The organism is Pseudarthrobacter sp. YAF2 (assembly GCF_052113345.1).
Taxonomy (GTDB): Bacteria; Actinomycetota; Actinomycetes; order Actinomycetales; family Micrococcaceae; genus Arthrobacter.
Genome location: NZ_JBFRDA010000005.1, coordinates 75,010 through 94,877, shown reverse-complemented (window position 1 = coordinate 94,877; position 19,868 = coordinate 75,010). Strand labels below are relative to the sequence as shown.

Sequence of the window (19,868 nt, the reverse complement as noted above, 5' to 3'; positions counted from 1 at the left end):
AGTCGGACGATGCAGGCTATGAGAACCCTTACTCCTAGCGTGAGAGGCATTTCCATGCGCGCCGCCCTGATTCACGAGTGGAACACTCCCCCCCTCATTAGCGATGTTGTCGAACCGCACCGTCTTCCCGGCGAGACTCTCGTCCAAATTGATGCTGCAGCGGTAGGCCACCTTGACATCACCGTGGCAACCGGCGAGTTCACCCTGCAGCCGCCACTGCCCTATGTCCCAGGCGTGGAGGGATCAGGGACTGTGCTTGAATCGGACACGTTCGAGCCCGGGACTCAAGTAATTCTCCGGGACGGAACGATAGGCGTGGACCGTAACGGCACCTGGCGCGAACGGGCCGCTGTTCCTGACGCTGCGCTGACTCCACTCAGAATTCGTGTAAATCCGAGCGTCGCGGCGACCTTCTTTGTCCCGACTGCAACTGCTTACATCGCCCTGCACGACCTCGGAAGCCTCAAAAACGGCCAGACCGTCATCATTTCTGGCGCTACCGGAGCCGTGGGCTCAATGGCCGTCCAACTCGCGCTTCAAGCGGGCGCAAACGTGATCGCACTCGTCTCACGGTCCTCACGTCTGGCGCACCTGCCCGACGGCGTACGTGGGATAACAGCAGATGATGCGGCAGCGTCCGCCCTTCTCGCAGCCGAACGACCGGCCGACCTGCTCTTAGACACTATCGGCGGCTCCAACCTAAGCCAACGAATCAAATGGGTAAGGACAGGAGGAAGGGCAATTTGCGTGGGATACACAGCCGGCGCGAAATTCACTATCGATCTACCAAACTGGTTACTCACTGACGTCAGCATCGTGCCCCTGAGTCTGATAAGCAAGCAAGCACGCGCCAAGGAAGTCATAGCGCAGCTGTTACCCAAGATCGCCGATGGAACTATCCGCGTCGATTTCACCGAGTTCCCGTTCGAACAGACAGCAGACGCACTCCACCTGCTCATGAGCAGGGAAATTCGTGGACGGGCTGTAATCCGCTTTTAACCATGGGCCGGCCTGCCAGGCCCGGTACCAGTACTTACCCTCGGAGGAGCCACGGGTCGCCTGCCCCATGCGGAATCATTCGTCCAGATTCTTTGGACCTTTTCGACTGTTCTCAATGACCGCACCGCCGGTTACGTCCGACGCCGCTATGCGTAGGGCCCATAACTTGAAAGGAAGTAAGCCATCTTGGACCTACCAAAATACCTTGCCCTCTTGTTCGATCAGCAGACTTTGGACTTCGCGGCTTGGGAGAAGGAACTCTCACGCAGTAGGGTCACGTTGACATCGTCAGCATGGGCTGGCTGGTATGACGAAGACAGTTAGCGCAACTCCTGCAGTGCGGCCTCTCCGTGGGGAAACAGCGATTCGATGTAGCTCCCGCCAGCCCACCTGTTAAGCCGGGGTTTCAGAATCTACCCGTCCCGCTTTGATGTGATGCCTCCGGCGTTTCGCGGCTGAGCATTCGATGGTGAGGGCGGCAGCACTACAGCGGCGTATGGCTGACCTACACCCCAACTTGACGTCGGTTCAAGTCCTTTAGGACGTCAGGATAGGGTCTGGTTCCTGCTTTTTTGACAGGACTTCGAGAAGTTCTAGAGCCCAGCCTGACGCGTCGTCTGTGCGGACCCAACCAAGGCGCCATGCCTGCGTCGGTCGGGTCACTTCACACAGACACGAAGGTAGGCCTGGATCGCTCCTCCGTTGGACCAGGAAAATGCGGTCATGGATTTCTTGACCATGCCAACGTATCTGCCAGCTGTTGACACGATGTTGCTGGAAAGTCCTTGCAGGTTTAGTACTTGCTGTACAGCCGAGATGTTGTAGCCCGCATCTGTAACGAAGTTCTTTAATTCAGCGTATACATCGCCCTGGGAGTGTGATGCTGTCGTTCCCGCTGCGGGAATGCTGGTCGAGGGGATGGTCGACGAAGCATTCATCTCGTTGGCGAATGCTGAGCATGCCGTTTCCTTCAAGATCGACGTTGCTGCCTCCCCCATTTTGGCTTCGAACTGCGCATTCCATTGTGAAAGTGATGAACCATGAAGCAGCTTCACCGCATCCGTGGTGATCGCGTCCCTAATTCCGTCGGCCACGCCGAACATGCCCGCGATCTCACGGAGGGCAGCTGCGTGTTGTGGGCTCCTATCCAAGACGGCTTGCTGTTCTGGTGTCAGTGATCCTTCATTTGTGACGTCTTTGGCCATATCATCCAGTTTGTTTGAGAGGCCATTTAGCTCAGAAGCATCCACTTCATGGGTGACAATCTTTCCTGCATCGTCCAAACCACCAGCCAGCTTCGTGACCGCCTCTTTGGCACCAGCACAAGACGCGGCGGAAAGAAGGATGATGGCGAGTAGCAGCGTAAGGAGACGATAGGATTTTGTTTGACGTTGCATTGATTGAGCCCTCATAGCCGTTCGCGCCCTGGAAGCCTTTCGGGGTTAGCCAGGGTCCACAATTCTTTCGTGATGATCGCCTTCTGCCGGCACATCATGTTGGCCATTTCCAGCAGTCTCTTTAGTCTTGGCCAGACCATCAGCGGCTGCAGTTCTCGTCGCGTCCACGCCCATTTTGGTTGCCTTTCCTCCGAAGTAGAAGCCGGCGATCGCCGATAGGAGAGTGCCGATGAGGGTAGAGGCGCTCTGGGCAAAGTCGACGCTGGCAGGATGTTCGGCAGCTAGCCTCACTTCATAGGTACGGGCTGCAGGGTCAGCTTCGGGGTTCTGCACATTCAGCTGGAGGATACGATTCTGCGGCAGTGCCTGCAGAGCTTGAGCAGTCACACCGCGGGAAATGTAGCCGTCTCCCTCCCCGAAACGGATCTGAGTGAAGAAGAAAATCGTAAAGCTGGCGAACACTAACAGAAGCATTAACGCAATCACTGCGCTCACCGAACCAGCGGGCATACCGAGCGCTTCGGGCTTGCCGTTTTTCCTTCCGGCAATGAAATTAGTGGTTAGGGCAACCAACATGAGGACGACCATGAGTACTGTCAGTCCAATGATGAGGAATAACGGGAGCAAAATCTCCGGAGTTGCTTTTCCGAGATCTACCTTCCCCGCCAACGCCGCAGCGAGTATAACGAGGGCGCCGAGCAAAAGGACGAGGAGAATCAGCCCTACGTAGCGTCTTCGTAGCCGCGGGGGCTTTCTGTTTCTGCCAGTAGCAGACTTAGCATTACTTTCCGACATTTCGGCACCTTCGCTCTCGGTACTGGGGATACTACTACCGGGATTTAGGCTCTGCTATGGAGCACTGGGCAAAGGGTAGATGTTTCGTGATAATTAGGGGTTTATCTCATGGCTCCCACATGAGAAAACCATCCCACGGCACTTTTGGTCCACGGTCTACATGTTTCTGTATATAGCAGTCGTAGATTCGCCGGAGAGGACAGCGGATGACGCTCAAAGTGATGGTCGGTGCTCATTGGATCAAGCGCTGATGCCCGGGGCTCCGTCGACTAGCACGCGTTCCCAGGCTTTCCCGCTTCTCTATACGGGAGACGGCTCCGTGGGTGGAAGCGGACTCGATGGACCATTTTTGCGTCGCGGTCGTCGACGTGGCCGGACGTATCTGGATAACAGTTGTTCGCCCACAAACTCTTCGACCGATTTGAGGAGCTTGCTACCCGGATGGAGGGCTGCAACCACCTGTTGCGTGATTCTCAAGAGCACATGTGGACAATTGTTCCGCTGCTCACAGCCCGACCCAATCTTGATGGGTTATCCACCGCTACTGCTGCTGAGGGAGCTTCCCCAATGGCTCCCGATCCCAGCCGTGGATAAGCCGGATTGACCCCAGCTGTGGACTGCTCACTCCGCGTAGCGTGCCGCGGGTCGTGTGTCTCTCTTCTTTTATGCCTTTACCTAATCTCAGGGCCAACGCGCCACCGGGAATGCCATCGCCGCCTCCGCTTGTTCAACAAACTGCTAGCCTTAATTCATGGCAAAAAAGACAGTCGTGCTGCTGGAAGATGATATCGATGGCTCGGAGGCGACCGAAACTTTATCTTTCGCCCTCGACGGCAGTGGATACGAAATTGATCTCAATGAGGGCCACGCTAACGAACTCCGTGAAGCCCTGGCACGCTTCACCAACGCCGGCCGCAAAGTATCCGGCGGACGTGGCCGTCCTGTAGCCCGTACCAAGTCCTCTGGTGGTGGCCCGGACGCCAAGGCGGTACGCATGTGGGCGGCCGAGAATGGCATCCCGGTAAACACGCGCGGTCGTATCCAGGCGGAAGTCGTAGGGAAGTACGAAGCCGCTCACTAGAACCAGACAAACAAAATCAGGGCTGGAACCTATAACTGGTTTCAGCCCTGATTTATATTTGGATCCTAGGTCATCCTGCAACCATCCCTGTCAGGCAGGAATAGCCCGAACATCGGGGAACCACCCAGCCGGGGCCTTTTTGGGCTCCAGATGCTCGGGGTCGCGGTGCTTTTGCATATCGCATTTATAGAACGGCCCGCGAGGGTCCAAAAGCACACTCATATGATGGTCTGCATGGTCTTTGAACCACACACTGATGCCGGTGGCTCCGTCGAGTCTTAGATGTTCCCAAGCCCGCCAGAGCGCTTCCACCCGGGAGACAGCTTCCGGGTGGAAGTACCATTCGATGCACCATTTTGCAGCGCGCCCGTCTACATCGCGGACGTAGGTGGGGAGCAGCTGCTCGTGCAGGAATTCTTCGGCAGAGCCGTAGACCAGCTGCGGGGGCTTCTGCTGCTCGCCGGCCTTAGCGCTACTCTCCTCTACGTCCGAGGTGGGAGCTTCACCGAACCGGCCGATATCGATAGTCATGCCCTCCTCCCCTACCCGATCACCCATGGATTTGCGGCCGGGGCCGCAGCCACCGGTACTGGCTCTTCCTCCGGCTGCGGGCTGTACTTCTTGATGGACGCTTCCACAGCGTCCTTGTGCGGCCCTGTGTACCAGGGCATGGTCCGGACCAGCGTGGCGGGGGCGCCGGAGGCGAGGACGACGGCGCGGCCACGATCCAGCTCCGCGAGGTTGGAGACATCGAAGATGCGCTCTTTGGACTCCTGGCGGGAGCGGCTGGCCCCGGACTTCCCTGAGGAGACGGAGACGTTGATATAGCTGTAGTCCCCGATCAGGTCAGAAAGGGCGCGGAGGAAGCCTTCTTCGGCGACACCGCCGCCGTAGACCTTGACGTTTGCGGCCGACCAGATCTTCCGCATGTTCGCCTCTCCCCAGAGCTCGACGCCCTGGGACCAGGACTGCAGGATGCCCATAACGATCAGGCCCTTGGAGCCGTAGTGGCTGAACTGGTCCGGCAGGCCGGCCCAGCGGACGACGTTGGCCAGCTCGTCTAGGGCGAACAGCGCCGGCTTGGGCAGGCGGCCGCCGCTGCGCTCGGCCCGTTCCTCCATCGCCTCGGCGATCGCCACGGTCAACGCTGTGGTGAGCGGGGCAGCTGAACCAGCCCCTTCCTTGGAAAGGATGTAGATCGTCTCTTGAGAGGCAGCAAAGGCGTGCGGGTTGAACTGCCGGCGGGCATCACTGCCCACGCTGACGCCGCCTGCCGGGGCGACCCACCGGAGCGTGTTCCTGCTTTTGAGGCACTGGATCATCTTCTCGGCGGTGCCGAAGATACCGTCGCGCTGTTTGTCGGCCAGCTTCAGCGTGGACTCCAGTCCCTTGTACTGCAGCTCGTAGTCATGCTCCCGGAGGATTTCGATGGGTTCCTGGCTGACCTGCTCCGTCACCCACAGGTAGACCTGCGTGATCGGCAGCCCGCCCAGTGCTGCAGCGAGGAAGTACGAGGAAAGAATGTCCTCGGCTTTGGGGTCGAAGTAGGCGTCCGGCTTTGACCCAGCAACCCGGGAACCGACCGCGAAGTGCTGGGTGAGCTTGTAGGCCTTTTCTTCGTCGGTCACGTAGGACAGCGGGTTCCACCACCAGTCAGGTTCTTCCTGCGCGATCTTCTGCGGATCGAACACCCACACCGGGGCCGTGGCTTCCCGGACGCCACGGGTGCCGTCCACGACGTCACGCTTGTTCGACGTCGAGACCACCGCGCCGGGAGCATCCAGAATCGCGGGCATCACCCGGGAAGTCGATTTACCGGTCCGGGGACCCCAGATGTCGAGGCTGAGGTCTTCCCAGGACTGAACAAACTTTTGCCCGGTGGAGACCACCTTGCCGACGACGATGCCCGGGGTGTCCTTTACCCCCAGCCGCTCAGCCTTGGCCTGCGCTCCCTTCTCGGAAAACGCGGCCAGGGACTTGCCCCGGCCCAGGTAACGGGCGGCCTTGTCCACGCGGGCACGCTTGGACGCGCCCTGCCGCCACGCCACCAGCACGACGACGGCCAGGGCCAGGAGCAGGCCTGCCATGACGCAGACGACGATGGTGGACTGGGTGGGCCAGGGCACCTTGCCCTTGATCAGCCCGGCGATCAGGTCAATGGGGTGGGCCGGCGGTGCGTCGATGCCTGCCATCCAGGAGCCGATGTGCACAGCGGCGTACGTGCCGCCGCCGAAGACGACGATAAAGCCGATGGCGAGCCAGACGAGGATGGCGTCACCAAGGCCCATGCCTTTGCGGTTCGGTGCGCTCACAGGGAGCCTCCTTTAGTCGGCAGGATGGGTGTGGCCGGGTCAAGGATCGGTTCCGGGGATCCGTGCCATTTCCCCTCGGTGTCGTTGACCCCGTCGGGGCCGTGCTCCACGGAGGTTAGACCGACCTGAACCGGGATCCCGGGACGGCCGCCGACCTTGATGAGGAACTTCCCACGCCCTGGCGGTTCGACGTCTACACCACGGGAGTCCCACGCGGGCGGGTCCTGCCAGGAAATGAGCTTCTGCTGCTCCTGCCGCGACAGGGGTATCGCGGAAGTCAGCAGCGGCATCTCTGAGGCGGGGAGGCCACCGCAGATGACCATGCCGGAGCGTTCGACGAAGCCGCGGGCTTTCATCCGGTCCTCCTCGGCCGGCAGTGCCAGCAGGTCGGACATGGTGTGGGAGATCATGATCTGCCCGACGCCGACCGATCGGTTGAGCCTGGTCAGGGCGTCCACGCGGTCGACCATGCCCTTGCCGGCACGCAGGGCCCGCCATAGCTCATCAAGGACCACGAAGTAGTTCCTGCGTGGCTCCAGGCCTGCGTCGGCGAGGGCGTTTGCGACGTTTACGGTGCCGAAGCCGTAGGACCAGCAGGCCAGCAGCACGGCGGCCTGGAGGTCGGTTTCGGTCTCGTCGATGCTGGAGACATCGAAGACCACGGCCCGGTCGCGCTTCATCGGGTTCGTTGTCTGGCGGGAGAAGATTTCGCCCAGCTTCCCGCCCCCGGTCAAGCCCAGCAGTGTTGCTTCCAGCGCCCGGGTCTCCTGCAGGTAGACGTTCATATCGCCACGGTCCAGCGCGACTTGGCGCAGCTCGTCCGGGGCGGAAACGATCACGTCCAGCAGGTCTTTCAGGACCGGGACGCCGTCAAAGCGTTCATCCAGGACGCGCAGGGCCCGGTCCAGGATCGTTTGTTCCTGATCGGTGGGCGGGTGGTTCCGGCTGATGGTGATGAGGGAGACGACCATGGTCAGGCGCCGGCCGTGGGCGTCGGCGCGGACCCGTGCGGCGTCTTCGTGGTGGCCGCTGTCTTCCAGCAGCTGTGCTGCTTCGACTGCCTGCCCGGGGTCGAGGATGTTCATGTATCCGACGCCGCGGCCGAGCTTGATGACCTGCCCGCCCAGGGCTTTGACGGCTTTGACGTGCTCGCCTTTGAGGTCGCCGAGGATCAGGGGGTGGACGCCTTGGGCGGAGAGGCCGATGAACATCCGGCGGACCACGGTGGACTTTCCGAGACCGGGTTTGCCGAGGATGAACGCGGACGGGTTGGAAATCAGTCGTGCGCGCTGGAACCAGCTGATCGGGTCACAGCACACGGTTGCCTGGGTTTCCTCATGCCGGCCGAGCGGAACACCGATCATGGGAGATGACGCGCCCGAAGAGAACGGCCACAGACCGCAGACCTGCACTGTCGTTCCCCGGTACTCCCGGACGGAAGGCAGCAGTTGAGCCATGCCGCCGCCCCTTCCGGTCCAGCCTCGCGAGCCCGGCCCTGCTTCCTTTGCCTGAGCTTTTACTGTCTTTACTGTCTTTGCCTTCTTTACTGTCAAAAGCCTCATGCGGGTCATTAGAGGGCGTCCTTGATCTCGGTGGGCACCATGCTGTGCTTGGGCAGCACCAGGCCCAGGGGCAGGGATGCGGCGAAGGCGGTGTCCTGGGAGCCATAGGCGCGGCGCAGCAGCACGCGGGCGGTAGCGGAGGTCTGTTCAATGGCTGCGACCGCGTCGGGCAGGCGTTCTTTGTCGGTGACGGTGGCGGTGACGACCATGCCGAAGTTCACCAGACCCGCACCTTGGGCTTCTTCCTCCGCTGCCTGCAAGGCGGCGCGGGCATCGACCAGGGCACGGGCCGTGGGCCGGTTGCCGGAGGTGATGCGGACGTTGGCGTTGTTTCTGTCCCCCTCGACTACCGTTGCGGCGCGGGCGGAGTCCATTGGGCGGTAGAGCAGGGATATGCGTTTGCGGTCGATGTCCCCGTGCGGGGCGAGCAGCCGTGACAGGACGGAGGAGTTTACGGACCCGCGGGGAGCCCGGGTCATGGTCCAGGAGGCCGAGAATGCGGAGTCGTGGCGGTAGTCGTCCCAGCTTGCCTGGGTCGCGGTGGGTCCGACCTCGCCCCAGGTCAGGGATACCGGGGTGCCGGCCGCGTGGGCTTCGTCGATGATCAGCGCTGCGGGCGGGTCGTAGGCGATCCGTACGACCTCGCAGAGTTCCTGCGCGGACATGGGCCGGGCGATCCCGGCCCCGGTGGATTGCAGCCGGGCCGAAAGGCCGGGGATCCGGGAGGCCAGGTCGCGGGCAACGTCTTCGGGGGTGCGCTTCTTTGAGCCTGCGCGCAGGGAGGCGTTGAAGGTCAGGGACACCCAGGCGCGGACCGTGGCCGATCCTTCCGGGTAGGTGTCTACGACCTCGTGGAGCATGTCCTTGGCGAACTGCGGGGCGTCCGGGTCGATGTTCATCAGGACTTCGTTCCGCAGCCGGTACCCGGAGTCCGGGGCGGTCTCGACGGTGACGGCAGCGGCGTCCAGGCCGGCCTCGTCAGCGAGCCCGGCGAGCCAGCCGCCCCAGTTGGCGACCCAGGCATCGACCTGTTCGGGGTCAACGAGGGAGGCACCGTCAGGTTCGGTGGAGAAGATGACGGTGAAGTGGTTGGTGGCCGGGACGTGCAGCATGGCGAAGGGGCGCTTGTAGGAGTCGGTGAACTCGTACAGGGTGGATTTCGCGGCCAGCCCGGGGAGCTGGTACATGCCCCACTCGGTCACACCAAGTGGGCCGGAGCGGTAAAGGTTGGTGCCGGAGGACTTGGAAACTTTGAAAGCCAGTCGGGTACCGAAACGGTCTACTACGGACTGGCCGTGCTTGTCCTTCACTGTTAGCAGCAGTGCGCAGGCGCCGGCAACGGCGAGGACGCCGAGGCCGACGAACAGACCCCAGATGGCGAAGCTGAGGATGCCCAGCAGGAGGCCGACCATGACGATGCCGGTGCCGATAGCGCCGAGGTTCCCCAGTCCGGCTGAGCGCGGGACGCGCCAGTTGCCGTAGGACGGTTCCTTGTATTCGGTGTTAATTGCTGCCACTGGGGCCCTCCCCGGTTGAATCCTGCGCGGTCGTCTTGATTGCCTCTGATGTCCTGGACGCCACCTGTACGCCGGCGGCTACAGCCAGGCCGGCCGGGCCCGTGGCTGCTGCTCCCGTCGCAGTCCCAGCACCTCCGGCCGGCGCTGCCGCTCCCGCCTTGCCTGCGGTGCCGGCGGCGCCGCCCGGACCCGCAGAGCCAGGCGTCGGCTGCCCTCCCCCACCGCGGGGGCCTGAAGATCCGGAACTACCCTTGGGAGAGTCGCTGGTGTGCGTGCTCGTTGTGGTGCTGGTGCTGGTGCTGGTGCTGGCGGGGGTGGGCGCTGCATTGCCCCGTCCACTGCCAACCCGGCCCATGGACACAGCCCCGGTGGCGAGGACACCCACAGCGGCGCCTGCCGCCGCCCCACTGCCAGCGGCAACGGCTCCCACCATCGGCGTGACGAACCGCATCAAGGCTGGAAGGGCGAACAGGGCAACGATCATCAACGTGAACCCCGTGATGGAGGCGATCAGGGCATCTTTCCCGCTGGTCTTGCTCATCAACAGGAATGCGACCGAATACACGATGGCGGCAGCCGGCTTATAGAGAATGAAGGCGATGGTCCAACCAACTGCCTTCTGGAACCACTGCCTGCCCATCTCAGTATTCGTAAATGCGGCCGTCGTTGGCAGGATGCCGGCCAAGATCACCAGCATGCCGCTGCGGACGACCATAAGAACGATCTGGACCAGGGATGCAATCAATCCGATCAAGCCGAGGACGATGAGGATGAAGACCGCGTCGCCTGTCTGAATAGCGGCGATTTTCTGGAACGCGTCGGCAAATCCCTTGCCGTCCGTGGATCTTTTGATAATGGCACTGGCGAAGGCGTCGGCGGCAACCACCAGAATCGAGATGGTGCCAAGGCCCATGGCCGATACCAAGGTAAGCGTGAGCAGGGAGCGGAGCAGGTCCTTCAGCGGTGCCCCGCGCTGCTCCCAGATCATCCGAATGCCTCCAATGATCACAGCGAGGACTGCCAGGGTTAGCGTCCAGGGCATCAACTCGCTGTTCACAGCGGATACCACGGGGCTGGCCTTAGCCCCATCCTCGCTGGTGAGGTTCACCGTCGGCATGGAGGCCCAAAAGGTAGACAGAGTCGTCACCATCTGGCTCATTCCCTCCATGATGGACTTCGCTAAATTCCCGATTGCGTCGTTGGCCAGGTCTTCGAGTGCGTTGCCAACACCACAACCTATGTCTCCCCAACTGCATTCAGCCATGTCAGACCCCGGACCAGAGGATGAAGCCGCTCAGGTCCCTGACCTGGGAGATATGACCGAAGGTGGCTCCGTCGTCCGAGGGTTTGACCTTCCAATCTCCGTCCAGCCAGCGCATGGAGAACGTTGTGCGGGCCAAGTCCCCCGTCTCCGTGGCGAAGGCAAGATCCACGGAGGCTTCCGCCGGTGTGTAGGACTTAAGTAGGAAGCCCTTCACTTGAATCGATGTGCTGCTGCCACTGGATGAGGTGCCACTGGCCGTCTCCTTCATCGCGGCGTCTCTACCGGCTCCCGGGACAAGGAGCTTGTCGGCGACCTGCGTGAGAATCTCGGGTGAGCCAGAGGATCCAAGAGCAGCGACGTTCATAGCCGCGTAGAGGGAACCTGCTGGTGAATGAGCGAAACATGAGCGGAAGCCGTTTGCATCGGCTTTGCCCGGTCCAACTTCTGGATCTGTGGGGGTCGCCATTTTGCCTACCAACTCCCACTTTGAGGTAGGGGGTGTACCCAGTGAGGTCTCCGAGGAAGGCAGAAGCCCACAAATGCTCTTGCCTCCGTCACTTGAAGCGCTGGGGCTGGCGGTGACCGAGCTGCTTGAAGCCGGTGCAGGCTCAGCGTTGTTCTGCCCTTTAGGGAGCAGGAAGATGACAATCCCTGCCGCAACCAGTGCGACCACCAGCGCGGCCGCGATGATGAAGCCGGACCTGGTGAACGGATTGCTTTCGGTGGTGCTCTCTGTTGACTGGCTCATACGGAACCTCCCGTTGATGGTGCTGACTTAGACGAAGGCCTGGACGATTCCACCGGCGCCGGTGATTACGATGCAACCGGCGAGAACCCAGCCCAGCTTGGCCAAGTGATCCCCGCCCTGGCCGCGGTTCCAAACTATGAGCATGCCGATGCCGGAGATGATGACGCCCAGGACACCGAGGACCAGGCCGATGCCGGAGGCCCAGTTCAGGATGGTCAGCAGGCCCCCGGCCTGCGCCGGGACGACGGGGGTGGGGTTGGGAATAACGCTGGTGGAGAGTGCAGTGAACGTGTTCATGGTGAGACCTTTCTGTGGTTGGTTGCCGTGACCAGAGCGGTCACGTCGGTAATGAAGCGCTGGTATTCGCGGACGGCTGGCAGTGCTGTGGTGTCCGTGTGCCGCCACGCATCCACCCAGGGCAAGGACCAGAACCGGGGTGCTCCGCCGCCTACGAGGGCGGTGAAGTCCCGGAGGGCTTTGGGTGTCTTTCCCGGGGCGTCTGCCAGGACGGCGAGGCCGAGCAGGTCGACCTGCGGGGCTGCGCCTGACGCCCACTGGGTGAGCGCGTTCCTGGCAGTTGTCAGGCCGCGCATGTCTGCGCGGCAGACAAGCAACACCTGCGGCCTGCTGCCGCCGGGGAGGACAGGCCAGCAATGATCCGTGGAACGGGCTGATTCGATGAGGTCCGCGATTCGGCTTTCACCCGCTCCCCCATGGGTACCGACAACCCAGAGACGGGCTGTGCCGGCCATGGCGCGGGTCGCCAGCCGGTCTGCCGCATCGGGCCCAACCATGCCCCGCAGCGGTGTGCTGATGACCGCCGCCGGCGGTGCCGCCGCAGCCCGGGTTTCCTCAGCCGGTTCTTCCGTCGTGGGGCGGGTCACCCAGGGGTTCTGGGTCTGCTGCATGGGTCCTCCTCTCAGATTTCGTAGGAAGGGTTCTTAGAAGCCTTTGGCGACGGCGGCTGCGGCCGCGAGCCATGCCCGTTGGGTGGCGGGTTGGAGCGCTTCGTAGCGGATCGGCCCGTTCCCCAGGGCCGGGTCATAGGGGATGCGGACGACGGCGCGGACGAACGGCTCGAAGCCGTCCGCGATCCGCTGCGCCTCGGCTTTCGCGCGCTTCAGGGCATCCCCGGTCATGCTGCGCTTGGCGTCGGTGGATTCGGAGACGATCACGACGGCGTTGCGTGCCAGCTCGGCGTCGTGGCCACCGCGGGATTCGAGGGTCTGCAGTGTCAGTCGCGCGGCTTCTGCGCGGTCCTCGATGGCCGTGACGGGGACGACGAGCTGGTTGGTGTGGTCGATCATCCGCCGCCAGTTGGCGGCCCGGGCGGTGTTGCCGGAGTCCATGATGACCAGCCGGTAGTAGCGGGTGAGGACCTGGTGGGCGATGTCCACTTCCTCGGCGGTGACTTCGTGGTCGCCTTCTTCGTTTTCGTCTGAACGCAGCACGTCGAACTTGTCGGCGGTCTGGTGGTGGACGAACTTGACGATCTCGGCCGCGTTGGTAGACGGTGACAGCAGCTCGGTGGAGGAATCGATCAGGTCCAAGACGCTGCGGTCGTGGGCGCCTTTCTCGGTCCGCCATCCCAGGGTGCCCTGGGATTCGTTGTTGTCCCAGGCCACCGTTGCGGCGCCGCTGTAGCGGGCAAGGATCGCCGAGAGCATCACAACGGTAGGGGTCTTGTTGGCCCCGCCCTTGCGGTTGACCACGGCGATGGTCCGCGGGCCGGGCCAGTGCTGGCTGACGGTACGGATGTCTTCACGCTCGGACAGTTCCTCCGCTGAGGGGTCCATCCGGAAGCCCAATCGTGTCAAGGTCCCGCGCCAGCCCTGCCTGGCCGGCTCCAGCACAGGGGCGCTGACCAGGAAGGAGGTCTCCTTCAAACTGCGTCGGGTCACCGGCTCATCGGCTGCAGCAGCCTGCCGCGGTGCCGCATCGTCGTCCGGAACCACGTCCTCGACCAACGCCGTCTCCGCTGGAAGGGGCGGCCATGGTTGGCGTTCCACCGTCGGCTGGGCAGCTTCAGGCTTCACCGGAGGCGTTGGCGCTGTAGCGGTGTCGCTAACTTCGACGGCGGCCGCAGCAGGCGTGCCGGTGGGTGCGGCGGTGCGGCGGCGAGCCGGTCGGGGCTCGTAGGAGACGGATTCGACATTGCCGCCCGGGTGGACGATCAGTTCGCCGCGGCCTTCGGGATCTTCGATGCGGACCCGGACGGGGCGCTGCAGCGTCGTGGCTTCGGCCACGACGAGGGCCAGGGCGTTGTCGCGCAGGTCCTGCAGTGTCTCCCCTGCCGGGACGACGCGGGAGTTTCCTGCGACGGTGACTTCGGCGGTGCCGTTGTCGCTGATGATGGCCTTGATGTTCGGGAAGGCCAGGACCTCTGTTGGAGTGGTGCTCATGAAACCTGATTCCTTACGTTGACGGGGGCTGGTGAAGTGCATGCGCTTACGAGGTGGGCGGGGTGAGCCGGTTGACCTTCCACGGGGCCTGCGGGCCGGTGCGGAGCAGCTGCAGAGTGTAGGTCCCGGCATCGGTCGGCACGGCTGCCATGACGCCGTAGCCGTTGGCCTCATCGACCGTCAGCGTCGCGGGGCCGGTGACCCGGGTCGCGGGGACGTTGGCGGGATCCACGGCTGAGTAGTCGGCGGTGGCCTGCGGCGTGAGCCGGCGGGCCAGATCGTTGGCCCACTGTTTGTCCGCCACGCCCGGGCGGGCGAAGTCCGCCATGGCCTTCTGGGCGGTGTCTACGGCGGCGTCCTTGCTGGCCTGATCCCAGCTGATGCCGATGGTGGCCTGCACGGTGCCGCCAGGGGCCTGCGGGCCGCTGCCCGCGCTCAGAGAGACCGGTGCCGAGGCCGTGGCGACCGTGCTGGTCGCCGGGACCGGCGTGGTGTTCGCTGCCGGTGCACAGGCCGTGCACAGCAGGACCACCGCGGTCAGTGCCAGGGATTTTTTCACTTCTTCTCCTCTTGGGTGGGCAGGTACAGGAAGGCTGACGGCACCGTGTTGCTGACCGTCCGGGTGTAGTAGTTGTGGTCATCCGGTGGCGGGTTGCCGTTGTAGCCCTCTTCGACGTAGGTCCCGTTGTCCTTGACTTCCTTGACCACGGCAACATGTCCAAAGGTCGGGTCCGCTCCCCCGGCCCCGGGCGCGTACCAAACGACCGCGCCGACACTGGGCGTCTTGCCGGTGGCCCAGCCCTTGGCGTCCCAGCCGGCCTTCCAAGTCAGCGCAGAACCCAGCTTCTGACCGTCGGGACGGAAGGTGCCGTTCAGGAACTTGAACGGGGCGCTGGTGGAACCCATCTGCTGGTTCACCCGCCACAGGGCAAAGTCCACGCATTCGCGGTAGAACATGCCCAGCGGCGATGCCACCGCTGGGCCCGTCCCGGCCTGCACCCAGGTCGGTGAGTTCTTCCACGGGTAGTCATCCCCGGCGCCGGACTGCCCTGGAATGGCGCAGCTGCTGCCTTCCAGCGAGAACTTGCCGTCCGAGAGTGCCAGGACGACCTTCACTGCCTCCGGCCAATACCGCTGGTAGTGGTACGGGTCAGCGTTGCGCTGGACCTTGTTGCCGGCAATAGTCGGCTCCAGCAGCTCCCAGCCATCCACCTTCTGCAACGCCTTGATGAAGTTCGTCGCGCTGATGGTCGGGTCCATCCGATCCGCGTACGAACCCCACGCACCGTTCCCGCGCTGCTGGAACAAACCCCGTGAATCCGGGCCGGCGACGTCGCCGCGGTCGAGAACACGGAGCCCCGACTCCCCCAGGGCGACCATGACGCTGATCATCTGGCCCTTCACAGGCAGATTCAGCGCTTTCCCGGCACCCATGATCGCCGCAGCGTTCTTCAACTGCTCATGAGAGTAACCATCGACCTTTGTCTCGCCGTGGATCGACACCGAGACCGTGGGGCCGCAGTCGGCAGCGGCGGTCTTCGCCGGGGCAAGGAGCAGGAGTATGGAAAAGACCAACCCGAACATGAGGCCGGGGACCACGATCAGCGCCACGACGCCAAGTGACTTCCGCTGCATCACGACTGACCCTGGCCGTGGCGGCGGGGGTCGAACCACAACCTGGTCATCGTGCTTTCCCCCAACTTGAATCTGTCTTCACCTGATGCGTTTGACTTCCGCCTCGAGCATAGCGGTTAATTAAACTATCCGCTACGGTGTTGCTATGCGAGGACACGCGTGGGTACGGCAAGATTGCAGGTATGCCCAGGTACGCCCACCCGAAGACCGCAGCTCATTTGGAGCCGGTCATTAACGCGTTCGGGAACCTGACGCGAGTGGCCATTATTGGATTCCTGGCGCAGAACGGTCCTGCCACGCGCGGAGAGGTGGCGGTAGGTCTCAATATCGGAGTAGCGACGGCGAAGCACAACCTGCAGTTGCTCACCGATGAGGGAATTACCATCCAGGATCCGCCAGCTACGGAAGAACGCAACGGGATGAGGGTGCAGTATCTGCTGGCGCGGGAAGAAGTGCTGAGGCGCTACCAGCTGCTTGGCGAAGCTTTGGGCGTAGTTCCACAAGGCGACTAGACGCCCCATGCCGCCAGCTCCACGACCGCCGTTGGCAGTCTGGTGATGGTCAGGGCGGCCCGAAAAGCGACTTTCGGGGGCCTGCAGGTAGCGGCGCATGCACCAATCTTACTGAAATAATTTCAGTAGTGAATTTCTTTCAGTTGGGCGGGGTGCCTTCAGGCCGGGACCTGCTCGGGAGATTTCTAAGCGCCTCGGTTACTGCGCGGACAGCTTCGATGTTCACTTCTCCGAGGACGCGTGCAGCAAAATGCTCGACCTCTGAGATACGCAACGCCTCAATAAGCCGAAGTTCGGCTTCCACCCGCTCGGGAACAGGGCCGCTGCGCTGCAGCAGGTAGTCGGGGTCCACGTCGAAGAAGTACGCGAGAGCTTTCAGCAGCTCAGGGTCCCACCGGTTATCCGGAGAGCCGGCCAGGAGCCGATGCCACCGGGTCTTCGTCAGATTGAAGCCCTGTTCCGCCAGGCCAGCGCAAATCTCTTCGTAAGTGAAGCTGGCAGCATCTTTGGCGTGAACGATGTCGAGAAGGAGTTGCAGCTTGGACGCCAAGACCTCCCGGTCCGTCCTGCTGTCAACGGGGTTCGTGCCCTCAGTCATTATTCCTGCTCTCGGAGCTGCATCTAGGCCGTTCGTAGTAACCGGTCAGCTGTTCCAAAACTGGGGACCCTGAACGTTCAGAAAAAATACTATGTCAGTTCAGAATCAGCGCGCAGGCCGATCCAAATACGACAAGCCCTGTTACGAAGCCGGCCAGTACCTGCGAGAGTGTGTGATCCTTCAGGTACACCCTTGACCAGCAGACCAAAGGCGCCGCGATCACGAACGGGATTGACCAGACTCCGAAGAGCATTGCCGAGGATATCGTCGCTCCCCCAAGCGTCATGGCGTGCCCGGACACTTTCCAAAACGGGCTGACAATGATGAGTGCCAGGATTCCGCCGAGAATCCCAGCAATCAATGCCCATACCGTTATGGGGGTGTTGATCAATGTCAGTATTCCGCAGCCAACAAGGGCCGATGCCAAGGTCCAGAGCATCACCGGGCGGCGCTGGTTTTTGTCTCCCACATGGTGATCCGTGAGTTTCCCTCGGCGGGCAAGTATCACCACCACCAGCAACGGCGCCAAGCAGATCGTCACGGCGGCTACGACCCCAGGAAGCAGGGCGGCGATCCCTCCCCCGTCACGCACCGATGCGAGAACGAGCAGAAGCGAAAGAACGAGAGGCGGCTGCGCCACCTCCGTCGAGATGCGCGCCACGCGCTGAACCACAGAAGGGGTAACGACTGCGAATTGGGTGTCTGTAGCCACCTAGATTTCCGCCCTTTTCCTAAGCTCCAGCCCGAGGGGCTCGAATGTGTTGGTCAATCGCCGCTGAGCCAGGACAAGCGTCCTCTCAGCCGGCGGGGAATACGTTGCTTGCTGGCCCGCGGCGCGGAGATCCCCGATGGCGATAACCAAGGTGTATAGCCGTTCAGCCGGGCGGGGACCCAGGACGTCTGCCACAAATGCGAAGCGTTCTCCCTGGGCCTTTAAGGCAGGAAACTTGCAGTGGAGTACGAGAATCCAAAAACGCTCTACGAGGGCCAGCCGGCGCCAGAGCCGAACTATTGGCGGGATACCAAGGCCCAACGACGTGAGCAGGATCCCGCTGTAGAAGAAGGGCGTGAACAGTAGGTACGACACATAAGCCAGGGAACCGTGGAAGCCGGCGAATCGGAGGCTCATGTAGATAATTTCGTCAATACAGCCCAGGACCATGAGGCCCATTCCGATACCGACGACCGTGGCGCTGGCGCGCACGGTTCGACTGTCACGTGGACCAATGCTCGCCCGCAGGACGGACAGGCCTAGACCCCCAAGAATCGCCATGTAGACCGTTGCGTAAGTGTAGACCGCCGGCTGGTGCACGGTTTCCGGTATGAAGGCATCCGTCGTCGGGACGAAGGATTGAAGCGTGAATGGGATGACTATGGTCAGCAGGAGAGCGGCCAGGAACAGTGGCCTGCGAGTCACACGCTGCTTGGTCTCTGCTTCGGTGGACAGTGCACTGAGAACACCTTCCCGAACCAGCCAAACTGCAGCGGTAACGAGGAGGTTCCTCACCAGATGGAGCCAGTTTGTCCCCCCGATGAGAGCGTCAAGGGTACTTTCAGGGACGATTTGGCCGGTACAGAAGAGACCTACGACGCCGACGCCGGTTGCTCCCAGGAACGCCGTCGATGCGTTGTGGCGCGCCACGAGGTACAACCGCGCAACAAAAACAACAGCCAACAGCCAGAATGCAGCCTGAATCACAGTCCAAAGATCCGTTCTTCGTCAGAGACGCAGGAGTCCGGCCCTGCCACCAGCCGTTGAGCCAGGGCATATGCGAGATCTTCAGCCGCCTGCTCGGCCTCCTCCAAGGGAATGGCGGCCGGCCGGCACATCCAACTGATGCCGCGCCGCTTACCGACTCCCGAAAAGAAGCCCGCCGACTGAAGGCCGTCAGCTGGTTCACCCTTGTGCCCCAAAAGAATGTGCCCGAACTCGTGGAGAATCACATGCCGGCACCAGAATGCGTGACCGCGACGGTACTGAATGAGACCCCGGTCCGGCATGTCGACCCACCGCCCGGTAACCCCATCCGCCAGGACGTCCTCCGCTACTTCGTCGAACTCCAAGGGTTTGCCGTAGGCCCGCTCTACTGCGGTGATCAGGTGCGGGAGGGTGGGAGACGCCGGCAGTTGCAAGGACTGGATCGTCTGCAGGGACAACTCCGTCGGTTCTAGCAATTGGTTCGCCATCAGTTCCCACCCCAGTAAACATGCCACTGAAATAATTTCAGTGAAGTGTAATATAGATTCAGCACCTGACCCGAGGGTCAAACAAGGGCACACCATATCAAGGAGTCCCTCGACTCTGCTTGTCACATGGGCGCCAAATCGGTCGTGACCAGCCACATTGCTTCGGGGCGTAAGCACTCATTGCCAGAAAGGAGGCGAAGGGCACACGCCTGATGAAGGGTGCTGCCGTTTGTGAGAGGGCGCCACCGGAATCCGGCCGCCTACTCTCGATGCCGCCCTGGGCCTAACGCTTCTAATGGCGTGGACAAGAGCCCCAAGTCACAAACGCGACACGCATTCGTTTTCTGAAAACAAATCCCGAGCAGTTCAGGCGCCCGGTGATAGTTTCGGAGCAGTCGCAGGGACATTCAATTAGGTCCAGTGGCAGCAACACAACGATGAAGCTGTATCCGTTCAGGCGGCTACAAAATCAAAGGACACAGCAAATGACGGCAGTAGCAGTAAATCGAGGCGGCGGGCGCCCCAGCAAAGGCCTGCGCAAGTTCATTGGTTTTCGCTCACCCGAACCCACCGCTGACGGTATCGCCAAAGTGGCAGCTCACAAGGGCCTGACTGTCACTGAATATCTTCTGTCCGTTGTCGAGCCGCAACTGAAAGAGGACCTGGCTGCCCTCGACCAGGACGACTACCAGCAGGAGCTGCCCATCCGCATGGCCTCATAACAAAAGAAGGCCCGCACTAAGCGGGCCTTCGAAGCTTGAGACTTACCCTCTGGATTGCTTGCCGGCGGATCAGATTGTAAGTCGTGGAGGGCCCATCAAGGCCATCCTTTGTGTTGCTATGAAACCGATCTGGCAGG

The 19,868-nt window shown here is 62.1% G+C and carries 22 protein-coding genes; 5 read left to right on the top strand and 17 right to left on the bottom strand.

Features of this window, described 5'->3' with window-relative positions; translation table 11 throughout:
- Window positions 1–54: 54 nt before the first annotated feature.
- A complete protein-coding gene (locus tag AB4Y79_RS07065) occupies window positions 55–999 on the top strand; it encodes a quinone oxidoreductase family protein (RefSeq protein ID WP_441860037.1) in 945 nt (314 codons plus the stop codon).
- A 659-nt stretch (window positions 1,000–1,658) separates the two neighbouring features.
- Here AB4Y79_RS07065 and AB4Y79_RS07060 read toward each other — a convergent pair.
- The gene (locus tag AB4Y79_RS07060) at window positions 1,659–2,396 is read right to left on the bottom strand and encodes a hypothetical protein (protein ID WP_441860035.1); all 738 of its coding nucleotides are present in this window, start codon (window positions 2,394–2,396) and stop codon (window positions 1,659–1,661) included.
- Window positions 2,397–2,441: 45 nt separating this feature from the next.
- A complete protein-coding gene (locus tag AB4Y79_RS07055; RefSeq protein WP_441860033.1) occupies window positions 2,442–3,191 on the bottom strand; it encodes a hypothetical protein in 750 nt (249 codons plus the stop codon).
- A 751-nt stretch (window positions 3,192–3,942) separates the two neighbouring features.
- Between AB4Y79_RS07055 and AB4Y79_RS07050 the strand changes: the two genes are divergently transcribed.
- The gene (locus AB4Y79_RS07050) at window positions 3,943–4,272 is read left to right on the top strand and encodes a histone-like nucleoid-structuring protein Lsr2 (RefSeq protein WP_441860031.1); all 330 of its coding nucleotides are present in this window, start codon (window positions 3,943–3,945) and stop codon (window positions 4,270–4,272) included.
- A 90-nt stretch (window positions 4,273–4,362) separates the two neighbouring features.
- On the opposite strand, the gene AB4Y79_RS07045 is transcribed toward AB4Y79_RS07050, so the two are convergent.
- The 6 genes from AB4Y79_RS07045 to AB4Y79_RS07020 are packed head-to-tail and all read right to left on the bottom strand — an operon-like array spanning window position 4,363 to window position 11,291.
- Entirely contained in the window at window positions 4,363–4,803 is a 441-nt protein-coding gene (locus tag AB4Y79_RS07045) for a DUF4913 domain-containing protein (protein ID WP_441860029.1), read from the bottom strand.
- Window positions 4,804–4,814: 11 nt separating this feature from the next.
- Window positions 4,815–6,584, bottom strand: a complete 1,770-nt coding sequence (locus AB4Y79_RS07040) for a type IV secretory system conjugative DNA transfer family protein (RefSeq protein WP_441860027.1) — start codon at window positions 6,582–6,584, stop codon at window positions 4,815–4,817.
- Window positions 6,581–8,155 (bottom strand): helicase HerA domain-containing protein, encoded by a 1,575-nt coding sequence (locus AB4Y79_RS07035; protein ID WP_441860025.1) that lies wholly within the window; start codon window positions 8,153–8,155, stop codon window positions 6,581–6,583. The genes AB4Y79_RS07040 and AB4Y79_RS07035 overlap by 4 nt, the downstream gene beginning before the upstream one ends.
- The gene (locus AB4Y79_RS07030; protein WP_441860023.1) at window positions 8,155–9,663 is read right to left on the bottom strand and encodes an SCO6880 family protein; all 1,509 of its coding nucleotides are present in this window, start codon (window positions 9,661–9,663) and stop codon (window positions 8,155–8,157) included. The genes AB4Y79_RS07035 and AB4Y79_RS07030 overlap by 1 nt, the downstream gene beginning before the upstream one ends.
- Window positions 9,650–10,927, bottom strand: coding sequence for a hypothetical protein (locus AB4Y79_RS07025; protein WP_441860021.1), 1,278 nt, complete (start codon window positions 10,925–10,927; stop codon window positions 9,650–9,652). The genes AB4Y79_RS07030 and AB4Y79_RS07025 overlap by 14 nt, the downstream gene beginning before the upstream one ends.
- 1 nt (window position 10,928) lies before the next feature.
- Window positions 10,929–11,291, bottom strand: a complete 363-nt coding sequence (locus AB4Y79_RS07020) for a hypothetical protein (RefSeq protein WP_441860019.1) — start codon at window positions 11,289–11,291, stop codon at window positions 10,929–10,931.
- A gap of 277 nt (window positions 11,292–11,568) precedes the next feature.
- On the opposite strand from AB4Y79_RS07020, the gene AB4Y79_RS07015 reads away from it, so the two are divergent.
- Window positions 11,569–11,706 carry a hypothetical protein gene (locus AB4Y79_RS07015; protein WP_441860017.1) on the top strand — a complete coding sequence of 46 codons (138 nt, stop codon included), beginning with the start codon at window positions 11,569–11,571 and terminating at the stop codon, window positions 11,704–11,706.
- On the opposite strand, the gene AB4Y79_RS07010 is transcribed toward AB4Y79_RS07015, so the two are convergent.
- Genes AB4Y79_RS07010 through AB4Y79_RS06990 form a run of 5 tightly spaced genes read right to left on the bottom strand, consistent with a single transcriptional unit; the run spans window position 11,703 to window position 15,712 of the window.
- Complete coding sequence (locus AB4Y79_RS07010) at window positions 11,703–11,972, bottom strand: hypothetical protein (RefSeq protein WP_441860015.1); 270 nt, start codon at window positions 11,970–11,972, stop codon at window positions 11,703–11,705. The genes AB4Y79_RS07015 and AB4Y79_RS07010 overlap by 4 nt on opposite strands.
- Window positions 11,969–12,583, bottom strand: a complete 615-nt coding sequence (locus AB4Y79_RS07005; RefSeq protein ID WP_441860013.1) for a DUF6668 family protein — start codon at window positions 12,581–12,583, stop codon at window positions 11,969–11,971. Before AB4Y79_RS07005 ends, AB4Y79_RS07010 begins: the two co-directional genes overlap by 4 nt.
- 33 nt (window positions 12,584–12,616) lie before the next feature.
- Complete coding sequence (locus AB4Y79_RS07000) at window positions 12,617–14,077, bottom strand: chromosome partitioning protein ParA (protein WP_441860011.1); 1,461 nt, start codon at window positions 14,075–14,077, stop codon at window positions 12,617–12,619.
- Window positions 14,078–14,123: 46 nt separating this feature from the next.
- Window positions 14,124–14,636 (bottom strand): hypothetical protein, encoded by a 513-nt coding sequence (locus AB4Y79_RS06995; protein ID WP_441860009.1) that lies wholly within the window; start codon window positions 14,634–14,636, stop codon window positions 14,124–14,126.
- Complete coding sequence (locus AB4Y79_RS06990) at window positions 14,633–15,712, bottom strand: CHAP domain-containing protein (protein ID WP_441860007.1); 1,080 nt, start codon at window positions 15,710–15,712, stop codon at window positions 14,633–14,635. The genes AB4Y79_RS06995 and AB4Y79_RS06990 overlap by 4 nt, the downstream gene beginning before the upstream one ends.
- Window positions 15,713–15,894: 182 nt before the next feature.
- Between AB4Y79_RS06990 and AB4Y79_RS06985 the strand changes: the two genes are divergently transcribed.
- The gene (locus AB4Y79_RS06985) at window positions 15,895–16,224 is read left to right on the top strand and encodes an ArsR/SmtB family transcription factor (protein ID WP_441860005.1); all 330 of its coding nucleotides are present in this window, start codon (window positions 15,895–15,897) and stop codon (window positions 16,222–16,224) included.
- 139 nt (window positions 16,225–16,363) lie between these two features.
- Here the strand turns inward: AB4Y79_RS06985 and AB4Y79_RS06980 are convergent, their stop codons facing one another.
- The 4 genes from AB4Y79_RS06980 to AB4Y79_RS06965 form a co-directional block, all read right to left on the bottom strand.
- Entirely contained in the window at window positions 16,364–16,822 is a 459-nt protein-coding gene (locus AB4Y79_RS06980; protein WP_441860003.1) for a hypothetical protein, read from the bottom strand.
- A 94-nt stretch (window positions 16,823–16,916) separates the two neighbouring features.
- Window positions 16,917–17,534, bottom strand: a complete 618-nt coding sequence (locus tag AB4Y79_RS06975; protein WP_441860001.1) for a phosphatase PAP2 family protein — start codon at window positions 17,532–17,534, stop codon at window positions 16,917–16,919.
- Window positions 17,535–18,521, bottom strand: coding sequence for a hypothetical protein (locus AB4Y79_RS06970; protein ID WP_441859999.1), 987 nt, complete (start codon window positions 18,519–18,521; stop codon window positions 17,535–17,537).
- The gene (locus AB4Y79_RS06965; RefSeq protein WP_441859997.1) at window positions 18,518–18,997 is read right to left on the bottom strand and encodes a hypothetical protein; all 480 of its coding nucleotides are present in this window, start codon (window positions 18,995–18,997) and stop codon (window positions 18,518–18,520) included. The genes AB4Y79_RS06970 and AB4Y79_RS06965 overlap by 4 nt, the downstream gene beginning before the upstream one ends.
- Before the next feature lie 497 nt (window positions 18,998–19,494).
- Here AB4Y79_RS06965 and AB4Y79_RS06960 point away from each other — a divergent pair, with 497 nt between their 5' ends.
- Window positions 19,495–19,731, top strand: a complete 237-nt coding sequence (locus AB4Y79_RS06960; RefSeq protein WP_347886756.1) for a hypothetical protein — start codon at window positions 19,495–19,497, stop codon at window positions 19,729–19,731.
- Window positions 19,732–19,868 lie beyond the last annotated feature (137 nt).